The following is a 3,312-nucleotide window of genomic DNA, read 5'->3' on the forward strand; positions in this document are numbered from 1 at the left end:
ACAGTAGTATCTATCAATGGTGATACAAGCAAAACAACTCTTGAAGCAGCAGATTTAGCAACATCAGGAACATATGTTGTTAAATACAAAGCAGTAGATAGTCAAGGTAAAGAGTCTAATGAGTATGAACACACTGTGAAAGTAAATCAAGCTCCAACAGTTGAACTTCCATACTCAAATCCAGACAAGAAACAAATCTATGTTTACACAGGTGAAAAGACTGACTTAACATTCAAAGCTTCAGATGATACAACAGTTAAAGATTTATATCTACGAAATAAAGGTTTAGATGAAAGTGATAACGCTAGTGTTTATGGTTTTACCATAGGAAAGGTAACTGATAGTGCTGTAGCATCTGGGGAAGGAACTGTATCTGATGATAAGAAAATAGCTACTATCAAGATGGTTGGAGTAACAAATCTGAGAGCTGGGCAAAAGTGGACAAGTTTTATCGAGGCTAAAGATAATGACGGTGTTAAATCTATGCCAGCAAATGAAGCCTATAATGTTGAGAATAACTATGAACTTCGTCGAAGAAAACTTGGGTATGTTGAATTCATCGTTAAATCTCAAACGGATAAGTACGATATCAAGACACCAACTGAAAAAGTTGCTGTAACAGATCCAGCAAACGTAACAGAAGCTGATTTAGCTAAAGTCAAAGAAAAACTGCAACTTGAGTACAATCAGGATAACGACGACGCGAATATCGCAAAAGATACTGCAGTTGATAAAAATGGTAAGATTCAATCAGTCACAAAAGATGGAAACAATCTTGTAGTAACCTATACAGATGGTTCTACAGATACAAAACCATTGTCAGAATTTGTAACATTGGACAAAGAGCCAGCTATTGATGCGGTTAAAAAAGCAGCAGAAGCCAAAATTGCCGAGATTAATAAAACTCCAAATGCTACTGATGACGAGAAACAAGCAGCAATCAATAAAGTAAATGCTGATAAGAAAAAAGCTCTTGATGAAATAGCAAAACCTGAAGTTACAACAAAAGATGCTCTTGATAAAGCTAAAACAGCAGGAACTGATGCAATCGCAAAAGATAACCCAGTAGTAGCGAAAAAAGATGCGGCTAAAAAAGCAATTGAAGATGCACTTAAAGCTAAAGAAGCAGCAATTGATGCTCGTACAGACTTAACTGATGACGATAAGAAAGCCGCTAAAGATGCAGCTAAAGCAGCCGCTGATAAAGCTAAAGCAGCAGTCGATGCAGCAACAAAAGATGCAGCAGTTGATAAAGCTAAAGAAGATGGAACTACAGCAGTTGCAAATGTAACTCCAGTAGCAAAAGCAGAAGCTAAGAAAGCAATTGCGAAAGCATTAGAAGATAAAAATAGTGAAATTGCTAAGCGTACAGACTTAACTGATGAAGAAAAAACAGCAGCTAAGAAAGAAGCGAAAGATAAAGCTGATGCACAATTAGCGAAAATCAATGAGCAACCTGATGCAGCAGCTACACCAACAGCAGCTAAAACAGCTCAAGATGCAGTCGATGCAGCTAAGAAAACAGGTGTAGCTGAAGTTACTGCAGTGAATCCAGTAGCAGTTAAGAAACCAGCAGCTAAGAAAGCTATTGATGACGCTCTTAAAGCTAAGGAAGATGCAATTGACGCTCGTCCAGATTTAACTGATGACGAGAAGAAAGCAGCTAAAGATGCAGCTAAAGATGCAGCAGATAAAGCTAAGGAAGCTGTCGATGCAGCAACAACAGATGCAGCAGTAGACACAGCTAAAGGAACTGGTACAGGTGACATTGCGAAAGTTAACCCAGTAGCCAAAGAAGCAGCTAAGAAGGCAGTAGCAGATGAATTAGCTAAGAAAGAAGCAGCAATCGATGCTCGTACAGACTTAACTGACGAAGAAAAAGATGCCGCTAAGAAAGATGCGCAAGCAAAAGCTAAAGCAGCGACAGACGCTATTAACGCACAGCCATCTAACGCAGAAACACCAGAAAAAGCAGCAGAAGCTCAAAAAGCAGTAGATGGTGCTAAAGATAAAGGTGTAGCGGGTGTTAAAGCTGTAAATCCAGAAGCAGTAACTAAACCAGCAGCCAAGAAAGCAATCGAAGATAAGTTAGCAAAACAATTGGAAGAGATTGCTAATACTCCAGATGCTACTGATGAAGAGAAAAAAGTAGCAGAAGATGCAGCAAAAGCAGCCGCTGAAAAAGCTAAAGAAGAAATTGACAAAGCTGAAACAGATGCAGCAGTTGAAGCTAAGAAAGATGAAGCTGTAGGTAAGGATGGTGCTAAAGGTACAATCGATAAACTTCCTGTTGTAGAAGATAAACCAAATGCTCGTAAGGCAATTGAAGATGAAGCGAAAGCTAAAAAAGAAGCTATTGATGCACGTCAAGACTTAACTCCAGAAGCTAAAGCTAAATTAAAAGCTAAAGTCGATAAAATTGCTGAAAAAGCAAAAGAAGGAATCGATGCAGTAACTAGCAAAACAGATGTTGATGTGATTAAAGAAGCAGATAAAGCGGCAATTAAAGCAGTTGGAGAAATTAACAGACCGATTGATAAAGTGCTAGTTAAAGATCCAAGCGCATTAACAGATGAAGAAAAAGCTAAAATCTTAGAAGAGGTTAAGAAAGTTAATCCGACAGCTAAAGAGGTTAAATATGATGAAAATGGAAACATCGAAGTAACAACAGAAGCTGGCGATAAAGGAATTATCAATCCAACAAAATTAGTGAAAACTGAGGACCAGTTAGATAACGGTAAAGGTGGAAATGATATTCATAAACCACTTGATAAAGTTATCGTAAAAGATCCATCGAACTTAACTGACGAAGAGAAAGCTAAGATTGTTGCTAAAGTTGAAGAGGTAAATCCAGGTGCTATCGTAACAATAGATGAAAACGGAACTGTTTCTGTTTCTACTCCAGATGGTAAAACTGCTGCAATTCCAGCATCAGATTTAGTAAGAACTAAAGAAGATACTGCTAAACCAGATGCAGGAAATAGTAAAATTGTTAAACCAGCAGACAAAGTAGTTGGTGAAGCAAATGATCCAGATGATCAAGCTAAAGTAGAAGCAAAATTAAGAGAATTAAACCCAGAAACTAAATCTGTTAAATTCGATGAAAATGGAAATGCAACAGTTACATTAAACGATGGAACTACAGCAACAATCCCATCAGAAGATTTATTCAGATCAGAAGCAGCTGCAACTAAACCAAATGCAGGAAACGACATCGTTAAACCAGCAGATAAGACTGAGGTAGCAAATCCAGATAAACTTACAGATGCTGAGAAGAAAGCGATCGAAGATAAAGTTAAAGCTGTAAACCCA

General features: G+C 37.8%; 1 protein-coding gene. It reads left to right on the top strand.

Annotated features, from left to right (window positions below; all coding sequences use genetic code 11):
• The coding region (locus ADH54_RS02720; RefSeq protein ID WP_049523954.1) for a DUF1542 domain-containing protein at positions 1-3,312 on the top strand (3,312 nt) is incomplete at both ends.

This window comes from Streptococcus pseudopneumoniae (assembly GCF_001072315.1).
In the GTDB taxonomy this organism is placed as follows: domain Bacteria; phylum Bacillota; class Bacilli; order Lactobacillales; family Streptococcaceae; genus Streptococcus; species Streptococcus pseudopneumoniae_R.